This is a genomic window from Dactylosporangium sp. NPDC051484 (genome assembly GCF_040689395.1).
In the GTDB taxonomy this organism is placed as follows: Bacteria; Actinomycetota; Actinomycetes; order Mycobacteriales; family Micromonosporaceae; genus Dactylosporangium.
Genome location: NZ_JBFAZX010000056.1, coordinates 1 through 16,340, shown reverse-complemented (window position 1 = coordinate 16,340; position 16,340 = coordinate 1). Strand labels below are relative to the sequence as shown.

Below are 16,340 nucleotides of genomic sequence, written 5' to 3'. Positions count from 1 at the left end.
CGAGATCCTCGCCAAGGTCCGCTGGGTCCAGACCAGCATCAAGCAACTCGTCGACAACAACTCGAAGTAACGACAGCAGGATCACGAGACACTAGCCCTGCACCATCGAGGCGTAGTCCAGTCAATTGGCGAAGCCGCTCGCTGACACCCTTCGTCGCCTCGAAGACCGCGTGGAAAAGCGACTTCCGGACGAGCTCTTCCTCGCAGTAGTGCAGCACCTGTTCATGAACATCTCGGCGTTTGAGTTCGCTGCGTAGCCGGTCGGTGAGGGTTGCCACCTCATCCAGCGTCATGGCGGTGGCTTCCGCCCTGATCAGCCGGCCACCGTCGTCGAGGTCCAGTCCGACGATCGTCAAGGGGCGGCGCAGCCCCGTTCGCAGGGCATCGAATCGAGGCCGGTCGTTGAGGTACCGCGCGATCGACATCGCCTCGACGAGAAACCGCTCGATCGGCTCGCCGGAGCCTTCGGCTTGCTGTTGCACATGCAGTGCGGCGATGAGCCGAGCTCGCTTCGATTTCACGGGTGTGGGATCTGCCGTGCCCGTAAGGAGGAGCAACTCCTCGATTTGGGCGTTGCTCAGCCCCGGCCAGTCGGTGCTGGCCAGCACCTCGGCAACAGCCTGGATCACGGCACCGGGCCACTTCGGCAACTCACTCATGATGGTCACTGTTGCATATCGTGTTCACAGTGCCGCAGTCTGTTTAGCTGGGACGTGCGGAGGGGGCGAAGTGGCGGGACCGATCACGGGTGCGGATCCTGAGGTTCTACGGCTCACCCGCGGCCTGGTGCGGCTGCTGCACGAGCGGACCGACGAGTCGCGCCCCAAGCCTGACGAGGCCACCGGTGACCTGCTGTGGCTCGCCGAGCTTCGCGACATCCTCGGCCCGGCTGGCTCAGAAGTCCTGCTGGAACTGCCCAAGCCGTCGTTCATCTCGGCGCCCCCGCCGCCCGCCGTCCTGGAGGGCAGGCTCGACCCGGTCGTCGCTCTAGACTCGCGGGGCGCCGCCCCACGGTTACTGCCTGAAGATCACCCGGCTGAGGTCCGCGCCGCGTTCGAACGGTGGCAGTCCGAGCAGCGGGCGTGGGCCCGCGCCGATCTGCGCGCTGAGCGGCTGCAGCAGGTGTACGGGCGGCTGGAGCAGATGGCCGCCGAAGCGGCCCGCGGCCGTGGTGGCGAGCTCGTGCTGGGCCTCGGGCTGGTGACGGTCGTGCGCGGCGGCAAGATCGCTGTACGCCGTCACATACTCAGCATCACACTGGTGACGCACCGCGACAGCGCCGGAGGGCTCCGCGTCGGCATCGCCGAAGGCGCATGCGTCCGTCTCGACGATCGGGCGCTGCGCCAGCAGCCCGACGGCACGTTCGTCGGGCGATCCGACGACGCGGCCCTGATCGGCGTCCATCCGTTGGCGGACGGGCTCAAGACATGGCTGGCCGGATACGTGCGGGACAGCTGGCGGGCGCCGGTCCGTGCGGACCCGGCGCAGTGGATCGCCCCCGACCCGTCGACGCTCGACCTGCCATCGCTGGTGCTCGCCCCGGCGATCTTTGTGCGCCGCCGTCTTAGCGGTGCGAAGGCGGCGTTCTATCGGCGGATCGCACAGTCGCTCGAGACGCCTGACTCCGTCGTCCCACTGGGCCTGGCGCAGCTGGTCGTACCGATCGAGCCGGCCGACCGCCAGCGCTGGCTGGAAACCGGCGGAGCGCCCCCAATCAGCGCAGACCCGCTCTTCCCGCGGCGGACCAACGCCGAACAGCGCGACGTGCTCCGAGCACTGCGGGACGACAGTGTCGTGGTCGTGCAGGGGCCGCCCGGCACCGGCAAGACCCACACCATCGCCAACCTGCTCAGCGCCCTGCTCGCCGATGGTCAGCGAGTGCTCGTCACCAGCCAGAACGGGGCTGCGCTCTCGGTCATCCGCGACCAGTTGCCGAAGCAGGTCCAGCGGCTCTGTGTGCAGATGAGCACCGACCGTGCCGACAAGGAGCTCGAGCGAAGCATCCGGGCCCTGTCCGAGCTGGGCACCACGCGCTCCACCGACCGGCTTGAGCACGACATCGGTGAGCTGGGGCGCCGCCGTGACCATTTGGTACGCGCCCGCGACGCCGCCGTCGCGGCGCTGCGAGCTGGCCGTGAGCAAGAGCACTCCGTGCACCATGCGATGCCCGAGCCGTATCGAGGCACGCTGCGGGACCTGGCCGTCGCGATCAGCGAGCGCCGGGAACGGTTCGGGTGGATCGGCGACCTGCCGGTCGGTGCGCCGAACACAACGCCGCTCGTCCCGAACGAATCGGCTGAGCTGCTGCGACTGCTCCGCGGACGCACGGACGAACGCGCTGTCCGGGGCGGCCAGCAGCTGCCAGCGGTGGATCTTGTGCCGGCAGTCGAGATCGTGACCGATGCTTTCGAACGCCTTGCCGCCCACGAAGCGCTGGCTGGCGGCTCCCTGGACGCGGACACCATGACAAGCTTCACCGAGCTGGAAGGTCCCGCGCTGGCAGACTTGCACGGCCGGGTCGATGTCGCGTTCGCCGCGCTCGCCGGCTGCGGCCTTGGTGAGGTGTTGGACGGGTGGCCGGCGGACGACTGGCGGCGCACTGCGGCCGAGGCGCTGCTGGCCCACCGTGACGCGGGCATCTGGACCGGGTTGTTCGCCACCGTTGACGGCGTGGCCGCGCTGCGCGACGAGCTACACGCCGGGGCGCGGTCCGTCTCCTTCGACCCGGGCCTCACGACCGGCGCCGCCACCCAGCTGCTCGGCCAGGCGCTGCGGTTGCGGGAGTACCTGACCCGAGGCGGTCGGATCCGCCGGTGGCGGCCGGCGCGGGCCCAGGTCGACGCCGCTGAACTGCTGCAGACCTGCACCATCGGCGGCGCCGCGCCTCGCACGGCCGCCGACCTGAGTGCCGTCGTTGCGACGCTGCGCTGCGAGATCGCGGTGAGTGACGCGCTCGCCGAGTGGGCCGCCGCTGGCGTGCGGACCCGGCGCGGCAGCTTGAACATGCGTCTGGCGCAGCTTGAGCAGCTCGCCGTGGGCGTCGATGCGCTGCGGGTACTGCTGACCGCCCGCGACGCTGCCCAGCAGGTCGTTTTGCGGGCAGGGCTGCGATACGTGGTGAATTCGGCAGAGCGGTGGGACGCCCTTGTCCGGATCGTGCGCAACGTCGAAGTCGTACGGGCGGCGCAACGGGCCCGACGGACGTTGCGGGCGACCTGTGACGCGCTACGAACGCTGAACCTCGTACCCGCCGCCGCACCCGAGGTCACCGAGCTCATCGAGGCGATCGAGGCCGGCGATGCCAGGCGGTACCGCGCCGCCGCAGACGAGCTGATGCGGGCCCGGCGACTGCAAGCCGAGCACCGGCGCGAGGCCGAGCTGCTCGGCCGACTGCAGGAGGCACACCGAGAGCTCGCTGCAATGATGTCGGCAACCGCCGCCGATGCCGACTGGGACGACCGCATCGCAGCACTGGACGATGCGTGGGCGTGGGCCTGCGCGGTGCGCTACTACGCAACGGTCCGATCGAGTGACGCACCCGACGCCGACGCCGAACGGGTCGATGAGCTCGACGACGCACTGCGGGAGGTGACCGCCGAACTCGCCGGCGCACGCGGGCTGCGGCACTATCTCGGTCGGCTCGGCGAGGAGCAGCGGCAGGCGCTGCAGGATTACCGGATCGCCCGCGACGCGCTCGGGCTCGGCGCGGGGCGATACAGCGACCGGCACGCCGCGGACGCCGCCGACGCGATGCGAGCCGCCCGCGCCGCGGTACCGGCCTGGGTGATGCCACTCGGAGCGGTCGCCGAGCATGTCGAGGCCGAGCCGGACGGGTTCGACGTGGTCATCGTCGACGAGGCGAGCCAGGTCGGCGTCGACTGGCTCCTACTGCTGTGGCTGGCGCCACGGCTGGTGATCGTCGGCGACGAGAAGCAGTGCACACCCGGCGACGGTCCCAAGGCGAAGCAGGACGAGCTTGACGCCATCGACCACCACCTGCAGGGGATGCCGTCGTTCCGCTGCGGCGGTTTCATCCCGGGCCGGAGCCTGTATGAGCTGATGTCTGCGCGGGTGCCGCGGGTGATCCGGCTGACCGAGCATTTCCGCTCGATGCCCGAGATCATCGGCTGGTCGTCGGAGCAGTTCTACGACGGGAACCTGATGCCGTTGCGGCAGTTCGGCGCTGACCGGCTGGAGCCGCTGGTCCTGATGCCTGTCCGCGGCGAGATGGAGGGCACTGGAGACGACGCCGTGAACCGCGCCGAGGTGGTGGCGATCATGGACCAGGTGGAGAAGATTACGACCGACCCCGCTTACCAGAGCCGGACCATCGGCGTGATCGCCCTACACAGCCCGGCCCAGGTCGCGGCGTTGAACGCCGAATTGCAGCGGCGAATCACGGCCAGAGACATCGAACGCCTTCGGATCCGGGTCGGTGACCCGCGCTCCTTCCAGGGTGACCAGCGCAGCGTCGTGCTGCTGTCGATGGTGTACTCCGCCGCCGACCGTGAGTCGTTCACCGCTCGGCGGGACCGGCAGCGGTACAACGTGGCCGTCAGCCGTGCCGAAGACCAGCTGTGGCTGTTCAGCTCAGTGCCGCCGCACGCCAGCGCCTCGACCAAGGACATGCGGATCGCGTTGCTCAAACACTTCCGTGACGACCACCGACCGCTCGAACCCGACCCGGGTCTGGACGACCTGCCGGCCGGCCGGTATCGCCCGCCGTTCCGGTCACAGTTCCACCAGGACGTCTTCGGGGCCCTACGACAACGCCGCTACAGGGTGCTGCCGTGGTTCGCGGTCCGCGACGGCCACATCGACCTGGTCGTCGTCGGCGACCGAGGGCGGCTGGCCGTCGTCTGCGACGGTCCGCGGCCACTGACCACGCCCGAGTCCCTCGCCGCCGACGTCGACCGTGAGGTGGAGCTGCGGCGTTGCGGCTGGACCTTCGTACGGCTCCGGGAGAGTGACTACCGCTTCGACGCAACCGCAGCCCTCGAACCACTATGGGCGCAGCTGCGCACGCGGGGCATCGAGCCACGCGACGCGCCGACCCACGAGTCGGCCGCCACCCGGCGATCCTCTGCAACGAAGTAACGAGCTCACCATCGTCGCCGACGAGTGGGCGCGGGAACCAGCGCTGACCCTGATCCAGGACCGGCGGTGGCGGCCGGGTAGATCACTCCCATCGCCGCGCACCGGTAGTTCGACGGCGACCACCACGACCTCGCGGAGATGCCGGAGACGGTACGGCCGCTACGACAGCAATCGACGCCGATTGTACGGGACTACGTGGGTGCCGGGCAGCGGGTGCCTGATCTCCAGTTCGTGCTCTTCGAGGCTTCGCAGGATCAGGGTCTCGTCCTGGCACTGGTTGAGCAGAAACAGCTCGCGGGCCTGGCATCGCGGGCACAGGCTGACCGCCGCCAGCGGCCACAGGTCGACGGGGTTTCCGCCAGCGCCGTTGACATAGATCCGGTTCGGTCGCAGTGGGGAGAGGCTGGGCCGGTCGAAGGGTTCCCAGCTGGGATGGCTGCCCCTCAGCGTCAGCCCGACGATCCGGTACGAGGAGTCGTCGAGGTACTCGCAGCGTTCCACCCAGTCCCAGGGGTTGGCGGCGAGCCAGTTGGCTGTCGTGAGCGCCGAGATGACGTGGGGTTCGAGTGTCTCCACGTCCTTCTCGATCTCATGGTGAGCGCGTACGCCGTGCGAGTGGTGGGTGCGGTTGCGGACCTGCTTGATCGCGGCCAGCACGTCGCGGACGCCACCCACGTCACGGAGCCGGCCGAGGTCGGTGAGCAGCGGCGTGACGGCGCCGTCGGCGAACCGGCCGATGAACGTCGTCCAGGTGCCGAAGGTGGCGCCGGTCCGCAACTGGCCGCGCAGCGCGGCGGTGAACCCACCCTGGTCTGCGATCAGCTCGCCCAACGCGAGGATGCCGAGCACGCGGGCAATGCCTTCGCCGAGTTTGAGAAGGCCGTCCTGCTGTTCCGCTGGATGGGTGCTGATCCGGTACCGCCGGGCGAGGGACGCAATGTGAAACGGATAGGTCCATTCGGCTCGTCCGACCGGATCCTCGACCGGACGCATCAGGTCGGCGACGAGCACGGCCTCGGAGGCAGCCGACCGGATCTCGTCGCGGAGCCGATGGACGTCCGTCTGGCCTCCGCTGAACACGTTCGGCAGGGTGTTCGACGCCGCCGCCTGGATTCTGCGCCGGCTTTCCTGCACCGCCTCGAGGTGGTGCTCGATCTCCCCGTCGAACAGGTCGACGGGGACCTGGATGTCCATCAGCTTGCGGCCGGTCATCCGCAAGGCGGCGGACGAGTCCTCCGGACGCGAGTTCAGCCATTCGCACAGCAGGCGGCCGCGCCCTTCGGCAGGATGGAGCACGAACATCGAGGTGACGGCCTCGCCGAAGTTCGGCGGGAGCAGCCGCCAGTTGCCGGGCCAGCCGACCAGGTCACCATCGCGACACACGGTCATCGGCAGGCGGGACTCCGGCGCCTCCGGCAGGGCCGCGGCGGACTCGACGTCGTGCAGGTATCTGGCGCTCAGCTGGCGCCAGCCGCTGCCCTCGCCGGCCACCCGTACCCTAGCTGTCTCCCGTCGCGCGAACCGCTTGAGCGAGTCGAAGTCCGCGTTGATGCGGGCGACGAAGAACAGGGTCGGCGAGATCTCGTATCCGGACCGGGTCTTGGCGGGGTCGATCCACGCGTCGGGGTCCGTCGGCCAGACCTCGTCGCGCAGGTGGTCCTGCGGATCGCGGTGGGCCGGGAGGTCGACCGATGTGCTCAATGCCGGGTCCGCCTCGATGTCCCGGCCGTTCTTCTGAATCTCCCCGGCCGGGTCCGGTACCCGCAGGAGCCGGCTCACCGCGTTCTGGAAACCCGCCGTCGTCGGCCACGTCTCGCCGGCGTCCCGCACCGCCGCGCGCAGCACGCCAAGGGCCTTGCCCCTCGTGGCCCAGGAGGACCCGGTCAGCCGGCGCACGGGTTCGGCGAGGGTCTCCCGGCCGAACACGTTCCGGAACGGAGCCTCGGTGACCAGGCGGCGGGCGCTCGGCTCGGTCAGATCGAACCGGGCTCGGAGCGGGCGGTCGACGACGACCCTGCGGACGGCGAACTCCTCGGTACGCAGCAGCCGCACGCGGGCGTTCCAGGGATGCTGCGCGTCGCCGGCAATGGCGACAGCGTGCTGGTACGCGCCGGTGACGGCGACGATCTGATCCGGCGCGAGGTACCGGCGTTTCATGCCGCGCGACTGGCGCATCTGCTGCCACTCGTCGCGGGCGTTCACCAGCACGACCCTGCCGCGGTGCGCTCCGTCCTTGCGATTGGTCAGGATCCAGTAGTAGAGCTCGATGGCCGTGTTGTGAAGCAGCTGACCCGGTAGCGCGACAATGCCCTCGAGTAGGTCGTTCTCGAGGATCCATCGGCGGATCTCCGACTCGCCCGACCCCGGGCCCCCCACATCCAGCGGCGATCCGCTGAACAGGATACCGACACGACTGCCGCCGTCCTCCGGCCGCTTCATCTTCGCGACCATATGCTGCAGGAACAGCAACGATCCGTCGCCGATGCGCGGCAGTCCCGCTCCGAAGCGGCCGCTGAACCCGAGCATCGCGGCCTCGTGCTTGACGACGTCCTGGACGTTTCGCCAGTCCAGGCCAAACGGCGGCGCCGAGATCAGGTAGTCGAACACCTCGCCGGGAAAACCGTCCTGGCTCAACGAGTTGCCGTGCACGAACCGGCCGCCGCCGTCACCCCGCATCAGCATGTTCGACCGGCAGATCGCGTACGTCCGTGCGTTGATCTCCTGACCGAACGTCTCGACGGCGGCGGACGGATTGCACACCTCGATCTGCCGCCGCGTCTCCAGCAGGGCTCCCCCGATACCGCACGCGGGGTCGTGGACGGTCCGCCGGCCGGTGCCCTTGTCCTGCGGCACCAGCAACTCCACCATCACCCGCACGACGTCCCGGGGCGTGAAGTTCTCGCCGGCAGCGTCGTAGTTCGCGGCGGCGAAGGCCTGCACGAGATCCTCAAAGACGGCACCCATCCGACGGTCGCTCACCGCCTGCGGCCCCAGATCGACCTCGACGAACCGGGACACCACCGGATACAGCAACCGAGCCCCATCCAGGCGGCTGATCTGCCGGTCGAAGTCGTACGCCCGCAGCACGTCGGCGATGAGCTCCGAGTACCCAGCGATGTGATACCGGAGGTTCCTGGCAACCTCCATCGGATCCGACGCCACCGACTGGAAACTCAGCTGACTCGTGTTGTAAAACGGCAAGCCTGTGGTCTCACGCAGCACGGCATCGAGGTCGGAGAAACCCTCCGCACCGAGCCGACCGAAGAGGTGAACCACCTCCTCCTTCGTCGGCTGCAGCAGCAGGTCAAGACGGCGCAGCACGGTGAACGGCTCGACCACGCCGGCATACTCGGACGGCCGGTAGTCACCGCGCAGCAGGTCGCCGATCGACCAGACCAACGCGCTCAAATCCTTGGCCTCGCTGCTCACGAACTCCCCCGCCCCGTGACGTGCCGAAGCCATCGATCATTCCACCTTGTCCTTAGCCAACGAAGTCTGCCGTCGGCGGCTTTGATGATCGTCCGGGAAGACATGCCCCTCATCGGCTACTTGCGGGCACGCTGTTCCGCCGATATGGGCATATAAGCGCCTATACGGGCGCGCCGCCGCAACCACAGACATGCGGGTCGGCGCTCTCAAAAGTGGGCTGCGGCGACACCTGCGCTGGCCTACCAGTGAGCGCTTTCCAATGGAACTCAACGACCCAGCCGTCCAACGCATCCGCCCAACCGCTACGCCATCCATCAGTTTCTGCTGATGACCTCGCGGAACAGGTCCACCAAGGTCTCGGCTGTCAGATTGGCTCGGTCCATGCTCTAAACGTGCATCATGGGACGGAGCATGTAGCCACGCTGAGCGGCGAAGACAGGCCAGTTGAAGCCGTGTGGCCGATCACGCGGCCCGTACTCGTATGTCCGCGCAAGCCCACTGGCGGTGAACCGCAGCAGCGACCAGCGCAGCCGGCTGTCGCCGCGTTCGCAGACGATGTTCGCCAACGGCCGCGTGGCATTGGGGGCGATTGCCACCACGCCCGCAGCCAACAGCGGATCGCTCGTCGCCGTGTCTAGGGCGGGTGGTGACTGCGTCCAGATCTCCACCACGACCCGGCTACCCTGCCAGGCCAAATACCAGGACAGACCCTCCTTCTGGAACTCGACCTCTGGAAGTGCTTCACGGACCAGGTCAGCGCCCTCCTCGAGGATCTCGTGCAGGTCTGCGAGGGCCTGTGTGATCTGTTGGCCCTGCTCGACCTGCTTCGAGATGCGGGCGGCCTTGTCCGCGTCAGCGCTGGCTTGACGTTGCTGCGCAGCGAGTGCGGCGGTTCGCAAAGCTTCCTGCTCCGGACTGAGCCGCTTGATCGCTGCGTCGATGGCCTCGACTACGGCGCGCGCGTCTTGCGGTCGCCGGGCTGGTTCCTTCGCGAGTAGCCGCAGCACCAGACGACCGAGCGCGGGAGGCACGCCCGGAGACAGCGGACCGGGTGTCACCTGCTGGTGCTGACGTCTCCATTCCGCCTCGCTGGCGCCGGTGAACGGCCGCGCGCCGGTGAGTACCTCGTATGCCAAGACACCGAACGCATACAGGTCGCTCTTGGGAGTCGCGGGTTGGCCGTCCCAAAGCTCGGGCGCCATGTACGGCATGGTCCCAGCACCACGGAAGGTGTACGTGCCGGTGGACTCAAGCAGATTCCGGGAGATGCCGAAGTCTGCCAGGCGCCAGAGACCGCCGCAGTAGAGAACATTGGCAGGTTTCAGGTCTCGGTGCAGCACCGGAACCTCAGCCAGCTCCATCAGCCCGGCTGCGACCTGCCGCAGCGCGTCGATTCTCGCGACTTCGTCGAGTTCACTGGCTTTGATGGCCGCCGAGAGCGACCGGTCCGCCATCGGCATTACCAGCAGCAGGTCATTCCCGACCCGCCCGACGTCCCGCAGGCGCATCACGTGCTTGGCCGCTGTGGTGGCCAGGACTTGGTCGATCTCGACTTCTCGCTCGCGCCGATGCCGCTCGCTCTGCGCGTCCCAGCGCAGCTGGACCAGCTTCACGGCGACGGCCTCGCCTTCCGGGCCGGTTCCTCGGAAGACTTGTCCGAAGCCGCTGTCGTCTCCAATGCGGCTGTCCGGATCGTACGACCACCGGGCGCCACTTTCACCGTCGAAAGCAACCACGACCACCATGATCTCAGGCTTGGCAAGCGGGCCGACTCTGCCGTCGTGGTGCACTGTCCCGCTCTACCCGGGGAGCGCGATGTCGTGCACCACGACCGCAACGTTGAATGGCGGCGGAAGCTGCTGCGCTTGACCTGTGAGGCCTTCGATCAGTGCGGCGATGCTGTGCTGTGCAACCTTTGAGCGTTTGTCGCCGCTGACCTGCTCGGGCGGGAAGCAGGCGACGAGGTATACACCGTGGGTATGGCCAGCCGGCTTGAGGTACTGCCCGACCAGTTGCTCGGTCAACGCGGTCGTGGTGGAGTCGTTCCAGCAGCCCTTGACCTCGATGACGACGCAGATCGTGTGGCCGGTGCTGTCGGTTGCTTCCACTCGGATGTCGTGGCGCTCGCCGATGCCCGCTCCTGGCTTGCGGCGGACCTCCACCTCTCGGTTGATGACGACGCCGGAGAACTTCAGCAGCAGGCGCAGGCCGTGGCAGTACCAGTCGGAGATGCTGTTCTCGTCTTTGGGCTCTCCTGGGATCTTGGTGACGTTCCACAGTGCGAACGCCTGCGGTGTCTCCCCGGTAAGCCACCCGTCGATCGTTTCCAAGGCCTCCAAGACGACCGCTTGCAGGTCGGCCGCGTCGGTGACCAGCCGCCGGCGACGGTCCTGCAGCAGTTGGTGTAGGTGGATGAGCGCCGGCGGCGTCCATGTCTGCTGGCGGGTGACTTCCCGGGCAAACAGGACAGCCCGGTCCAGTGGAAGCTGAGGTTGACGACGCTGCAGCTGTTCAAGCGCTGCGAGGCTGCTTTCGGTGCCATGCTGAACCAGGGTATGGAGCAGCTCGTCTCGCCAGAACTCCAGCTGCCGCTGCGGCGAAACAAAGCCTGTCTGCCGATCCTCCAGGTCTTCCTGCGGCGGGAACTGCACGGCGAGCCACTCGTAGAGGTCCGCGATCGCGTCGTCATAGCCGGCGACTGTCAATGCTCGATGCCGCAGGTGCTGACCGAGCGCGAGCGCGATCTCTCTGCCGATCGCGGGCGCCCGGCGGAGGACCGCGACGACGAGCGGCAGTCCCTGTTCTGGAACATGGCGCAGCATCGCGTTCGCGGCGATGACGCCAGCGTTGACGTCCGGTACTCCGTCGAGTTGGCGGGTGCACCAGTCGATGCCGCGTTGATCGTTGCGGCTCAGCAGCAGGTCGAGGGCATCGGCGTGATTGACGAGGTGCGGCCCATCGAGGTGGGCGGCGAGCGCATCCGCCAGCTGGGAGTTCATGACCGGGGCGAGTTCGCTAAGCCACCGCATTGGCTGGTTCTCGGCGTTGAAGGTGGTCAGCAGGTGGTTGACGACATCGGCGAGAGCCGCGGGCGCACGTGTCGCGGCTTGGGTGAGGAGGTCGGCTTTGACCTGACCGTCCGCGTCGCGGTCGGTCACATGGGCGGGGTACGTGAAGATCGCCTCGGCGCAGGCCGCCCACTGTCGAGCCGGTAGCTCAGCGAGCCGTTGCGGGTCCAGGCGGTGCCAGCGGGCAACCGCCCGGTAGGCCGCGATCAACGGATGGTAGACGGTGGTGGCATTACGATGCTTCGGTAGGTTGACCGAGTCCGCAGTGGACACGTACTGCCAGGCCGCCTCGTCGATTCGTTGTTGATCGACTTCGCTCAAGAGCAGAAAGCCAGGCAGCTTACTCAAGTCGTCGGCGAAGCGGTCGCGGAAGACACCACGCGCGACGTCGACGTCCAGAAGCTGATCGACAATCCAGTAGGACTCTGGTTCGGTCTCCAGCTGCGCGAGCCGGGACTGCACCTGCTGCACGTACTCGTCGCGGGCCGTCGCCGGGACCTGCTCGTCGTTCCGCAGGCGTCTGGCGTGTGCTCGACGCAGCATGTCGGCCAGGGGCGACTCGACGTGGACGTAGAAATGTCCTTCGAGACCCGGCCACAGCGGAGTGCCCTCGTATTGCCACGCGATGTCGTCATGCGCCGCCGCAGCAGGGTTGTACAGCCTGGTGGCGAGGACGTGCCACGCATTCCCGGCTTGTCGACGGCGGCTTGAGACTGACCCTCTGTCGGCGGATTGGGATTGACCCCCTTCCGTAAGTCTGGAGGGGTGATCAAGTTGGAGGAGTGGGCTGAGATCCGGCGGTTGCACCTGGGTGAGGGTGTGCCGATCAAGGAGCTCGCTCGGCGGTTCGGGTTGTCGCGGAACACGGTGCGGGCGGCGGTGCGGGCGGTGGAGCCGCCCCGGCGCGAGCGTGGGCCGCGGGGTTCGTCGGTTGATGCGTTCGAGCCGCAGATTCGGTCGTTGCTGGCGCAGTGGCCGTCGATGCCGACTCCGGTGATCGCGGAACGGATCGGCTGGACGCGGTCGTTGACGGTTGAAGGACCGGGTTCGGCAGTTGCGGCCGTTGTTCGTGCCGCCGGACCCGGCGGACCGCATCGAGTACTCGCCGGGCGAGGTCGCGCAGTGCGATCTGTGGTTCCCGGAGCCGGAGATTCCGGTCGGGGCCGGTCAGCGGCGGGTGTTACCGGTCCTGGCCATGACGTGTGGGCACTCGCGCGTGACGGACGCGGTGATGATCCCGTCGCGGAAGGCAGGGGACATCCTGGCCGGGATGTGGGAGATCATCGGCGGGTGGGGTGCGTGTCCGCGCACGCTGGTCTGGGATCGGGAATCGGCGATCGGCGGGACCGGGAAGCTGACGGTTGAGGCGACGTCGTTCGCGGGGACGTTGGGTGTGGGCATCCGGCTGGCGCCGCGACGCGATCCGGAGTCCAAGGGTCTCGTCGAGCGGCGCAACGGCTACTTCGAGACGTCGTTCCTGCCGGGCCGGACGTTCACGTCGCCGTTCGACTTCAACGTCCAGATCAGTGACTGGCTGACGACCCGGGCGAACGTCCGGCACCTGCGTGCGATCGGTGCTTCTCCGGCGCAGCGGTGGGACGCCGACCGGGCCGGCATGGTCGGCCTGCCGCCGGTGGCGCCGGCGGTCGGGTTGACCCATCGGATCCGGCTGGGCCGTGACTACTACGTCCGTGTCGACGGCAACGACTACAGCGTGGACCCACGCGCGATCGGCCGGTTCGTCGACGTGTTCGCGAACCCGGCCCGGGTCGTGGCCTCCTGCGCCGGTCAGGTCGTCGCCGAACACGCCCGCTTCTGGGGATCCCGGCAGACGATCACCGACCCCGCCCACCAGGACACCGCCAGGCTGTTGCGCGCCGAGCTGGCCCAACGCCGACGCGAGATGGACCGCGAGACGACCAGGACCCACGCTGACGGCCATGTCGTGGCCATCCGCGCCCTGCCCGACTACGACGACCTGTTCGGCGTCGACTTCGATCCCCGCCCCGTCGAGCACCCACCTGCATCCACTACCGCTGAAGGGATTTCATGACTACCACACGGAGCAAGACCGCGGCGACCAGCAACACCGCGGCCCGGCCGGACGGTTTGACGTCGAAACTGGCCTATCTGGCCCGGGTGCTGAAGACCCCCACGATCGGCCGGGTCTGGGAAGACCTCGCCGACCAGGCCCGGGACGCGAACTGGTCCCACGAGGAATACCTCGCCGCCGTCCTCGAGCGGCAGGTCGCCGACCGCGAATCGGCCGGCAACATGATGCGGGTGCGGACCGCGCACTTCCCGGCCATCAAGACCCTCGAGGACTTCAATCTCGAGCACCTGCCCAGTCTGCGCAAGGACGTGCTCGCTCACCTGGCCACCGCCACGTTCGTCCCGAAAGCCGACAACGTCGTGCTGCTGGGACCGCCTGGGATCGGCAAGACGCACCTCGCGATCGGCCTGGGCATCAAGGCCGCCCAGGCCGGCAACTCCGTGCTGTTCGACACCGCCACGAACTGGATCACCCGACTCGCCCGAGCCCACCACGCCGGGCACCTCGAAGCCGAACTGAAGAAGATCCGCCGCTACCGGTTGATCATTATCGATGAGGTGGGGTACATCCCGTTCGACACCGACGCGGCGAACCTGTTCTTCCAGCTGGTCGCGTCCCGATATGAGCAAGCCTCGATCCTGGTCACGTCGAACTTGCCGTTCGGCCGCTGGGGCGAAGTCTTCGGCGACGAAGTCGTCGCCGCCGCGATGATCGACCGGCTCGTCCACCACGCCGAAGTCCTCACCCTCGCCGGCGATTCGTTCCGCACCCGCGCCCGCCGCGAGCTACTCGCCAAGAACCGGGACAAATAGACCAAGCTGACCTGACGGGGGGTCAATCCCAAGCCGTCCAGGAGGGGTCAGTTCTAAGGATCTGGCCCACTTTGGTTGATTGAAGTTGGTCCCTCCGCGGATCGCTGATTGTCCACTGTGTACTGTGCTGCCGGTGCGATGATCGATGCCTTGAGATGCTGTTGCCACAGCTGGCCGGCGTAACGGTCGAGCGGGTCGAGGCCAGTGCGGTTGAGCTGCGGATCTGGGCCTACCCGAAGACGGACCAGGCGTCCTGTCCCGGGTGCGGCGGGCGCAGCGCGCGGGTGCACCGTCGCTACCAGCGCCGCCTCGCCGACCTGGCGGTGGGCGAGCGGCAGGTGCTGATCGTGCTGCGGGTCCGGGTGTTCGTCTGCCCAGACGATGCCTGCCCGGTCCGGCGGTTCGCCGAGCAGGTCAACGGCCTGACCGAGCCGCACGCCCGGCGCAGCGGTGGCCTGCGCGGCGCGCTGGAAGGCATCGGGCTGGCCCTGGCCGGGCGGGCGGGGGTGCGGTTGGCGGCCCGGTTCGGTCTGCCGACCAGCCGCAACACGATCCTGCGGCTGGTCCGCCGGCTGCCGGACCCGCCGCCGGCGCTGGTACGGGTCCTCGGTGTCGATGACTTCGCGATCCGCCGCGGGCACGTCTATGCCACGGTGCTCATCGACCTGGACACCCACCAGCCGATCGACGTGCTGCCCGACCGGGAAGCCGACACCCTCGCCGCCTGGCTGCAGGCACATCCCGAGGTTGCCGTGATCTGCCGTGACCGCGCCGGCGCGTACGCCGAGGGCGCCCGCACCGGAGCGCCGCAGGCGATCCAGGTCGCGGACCGCTTCCACTTGTGGCAGAACCTGGCCGAACACGTCGAACAGGCCGTACGCCGCCATTACGACTGCCTGGCTGAGCCCGTCGAGCCTATCGAGCCCGAAGGCGCTGTGTCAGTCCCGGTGCCCGACCTGGGCCGCCTCGCCGCTGACGCCGCCGAGCAGCAGGCCGAGTCCGGCCGGCTGGCCGAACGCACCCGGCTGCGCTTCGAGCAGGTCCAAGCCCTGCGCGGCCGTGGTATGGGCATCAAGGCGATCATGCGTGAGCTTGGCCTGGCCCGAGAGACGGTCCGCCGGTTCGCCCGCGCTGGCAGCGTCGCCGAACTGCTGGTCACCGCCCGGGTGGGGAGCCGCCCCAGCATCCTGGACGCGTTCGCCGATCACCTGCACCGCCGCTGGATTGAGGGCTGCACCTCCGCGACGCAGCTGTTCGCCGAGGTCAAAGCCCTCGGCTACCGCGGTAGTTACGCTACGCTGCGCGGCTACCTGCGCCCGTTCCGCACCACTGCCGGCAGCCCGCCACCCGCAGTTCGGCCACCGAAAGTCCGGCACATCACGAACTGGATCCTGCGCCGGTTCGCCGACCTCAACACGGACGAGCAGGACAAGCTCCGCCACATCCGCAGCCGCTGCCCCCACCTTGACGCGCTCGCCGCCCACGTCGCCGCATTCGGGGACATGCTCACCGGCCGGCACGGCGATCGCCTCGACGCGTGGATCGCCGCGGTCGAGGCCGATGACCTGCCCGACCTGCACTCCTACGCCAACGGTCTCAAACGCGACTACGACGCCGTCCGCAACGGCCTCACCCTGACCCACAGCTCAGGAGCTGTCGAAGGCCAGGTCAACCGCATCAAAATGATCAAGCGGAAGCTGTTCGGCCGCGCCAAGCTCGACCTCCTCCGCAAGCTCGTCCTCCTCGCCAGCTGATCCACGGAGGGACCAACTTCAATCAACCAAAGGATGCTGTTGGTGATCTTGAGGTCAGTGGTCGGCCAGTGCGCGGAAGAGTTCTTGTAGGCGGGTTCGTGGCCGTCGACGTTGACCTGGTCTGTGT

At 68.2% G+C, this 16,340-nt stretch carries 7 protein-coding genes and 1 pseudogene; 4 read left to right on the top strand and 4 right to left on the bottom strand.

The genetic code is table 11. The features are described from left to right. Positions 1 to 38: 38 nt before the first annotated feature. Positions 39 to 659, bottom strand: coding sequence for a TIGR02391 family protein (locus tag AB0367_RS37515; RefSeq protein WP_366231281.1), 621 nt, complete (start codon positions 657 to 659; stop codon positions 39 to 41). Here AB0367_RS37515 and AB0367_RS37510 point away from each other — a divergent pair. Next, positions 658 to 5,097 carry an AAA domain-containing protein gene (locus tag AB0367_RS37510; protein ID WP_366231280.1) on the top strand — a complete coding sequence of 1,480 codons (4,440 nt, stop codon included), beginning with the start codon at positions 658 to 660 and terminating at the stop codon, positions 5,095 to 5,097. The two genes, AB0367_RS37515 and AB0367_RS37510, sit on opposite strands and share 2 nt — an antisense overlap. Before the next feature lie 159 nt (positions 5,098 to 5,256). Here AB0367_RS37510 and AB0367_RS37505 read toward each other — a convergent pair whose 3' ends face one another. The 3 genes from AB0367_RS37505 to AB0367_RS37495 all read right to left on the bottom strand — a co-directional run bounded on the left by AB0367_RS37505 (position 5,257) and on the right by AB0367_RS37495 (position 12,137). Next, positions 5,257 to 8,559 (bottom strand): class I SAM-dependent DNA methyltransferase, encoded by a 3,303-nt coding sequence (locus AB0367_RS37505; protein WP_366231279.1) that lies wholly within the window; start codon positions 8,557 to 8,559, stop codon positions 5,257 to 5,259. A gap of 353 nt (positions 8,560 to 8,912) precedes the next feature. Further along, a complete protein-coding gene (locus AB0367_RS37500; RefSeq protein WP_366231278.1) occupies positions 8,913 to 10,271 on the bottom strand; it encodes a serine/threonine-protein kinase in 1,359 nt (452 codons plus the stop codon). 54 nt (positions 10,272 to 10,325) lie between these two features. Further along, positions 10,326 to 12,137, bottom strand: coding sequence for a hypothetical protein (locus AB0367_RS37495; protein WP_366231277.1), 1,812 nt, complete (start codon positions 12,135 to 12,137; stop codon positions 10,326 to 10,328). A gap of 222 nt (positions 12,138 to 12,359) precedes the next feature. Here AB0367_RS37495 and istA point away from each other — a divergent pair. The 3 genes and pseudogenes from istA to AB0367_RS37480 all read left to right on the top strand — a co-directional run bounded on the left by istA (position 12,360) and on the right by AB0367_RS37480 (position 16,213). Continuing rightward, a pseudogene (gene istA, locus AB0367_RS37490) lies at positions 12,360 to 13,647 on the top strand (IS21 family transposase). Continuing rightward, entirely contained in the window at positions 13,644 to 14,459 is an 816-nt protein-coding gene (istB, locus tag AB0367_RS37485) for an IS21-like element helper ATPase IstB (RefSeq protein ID WP_366231276.1), read from the top strand. Before istA ends, istB begins: the two are co-directional and overlap by 4 nt. 155 nt (positions 14,460 to 14,614) lie before the next feature. Next, positions 14,615 to 16,213: an ISL3 family transposase gene (locus tag AB0367_RS37480; protein WP_366231275.1), complete on the top strand. Its 1,599-nt coding sequence runs from the start codon at positions 14,615 to 14,617 to the stop codon at positions 16,211 to 16,213. Positions 16,214 to 16,340 lie beyond the last annotated feature (127 nt).